At 71.6% G+C, this 638-nt stretch carries 1 protein-coding gene; it reads left to right on the forward strand.

The features are described from left to right. Positions 1–30: 30 nt before the first annotated feature. A complete protein-coding gene (locus GVN67_RS29135) occupies positions 31–630 on the forward strand; it encodes a paraquat-inducible protein A (protein ID WP_408906373.1) in 600 nt (199 codons plus the stop codon). Positions 631–638 lie beyond the last annotated feature (8 nt).

Below are 638 nucleotides of genomic sequence, written 5' to 3' on the forward strand. Positions count from 1 at the left end.
GCCCGGGCCGAAGCCCCGCGCCACGCCCCGATCGGCTGCCATTGCTGCCGCCGCGTCGCCCATGCCGCCCCCGGCACCGACTGCGCCCGCTGCGGCACGGTGCTGCATGCGCGCAAGCCGGCGGCCATCGCCCGGTCCTGGGCGTTGATCGTCGCCGCCTTCATCCTCTATGTGCCGGCCAACGCCTATCCGGTGATGACCGTGGTGACGCTGGGCCAGGGCGGGCCGCACACCATCATGGGCGGCGTCGTCGAGTTCGTGGAGACCGGCTTCTGGCCGCTGGCCCTGATCGTCTTCACCGCCAGCGTCGCGGTGCCGATGCTGAAGCTGGTCGGCCTGTCGGTGATGCTGCTGCAGATGGGCCGCCCCGCTGGCCTGGCGTCGCTGCGGCGACGAACCAAGCTGTACCGCGTCATCGAGGTGCTGGGCCGCTGGTCGATGATCGATGTCTTCGTCGTCGCCGTGCTGATCGCCCTCGTCCGCTTCGGCGTGCTGGCCTCGATCACCGCGGGCCTCGGCGCCGCCTGCTTCGGCGGCGTCGTCATCCTGACCATGCTGGCGGCCGAAAGCTTCGACCCCCGGCTGATGTGGGACGCGGCCGCCGCGCCCCCGAAAGACACTGCCCGATGAGCACCACC

The sequence above is a fragment of the Roseomonas sp. 18066 genome (genome assembly GCF_902706185.1).
Taxonomy (GTDB): domain Bacteria; phylum Pseudomonadota; class Alphaproteobacteria; order Acetobacterales; family Acetobacteraceae; genus Pseudoroseomonas.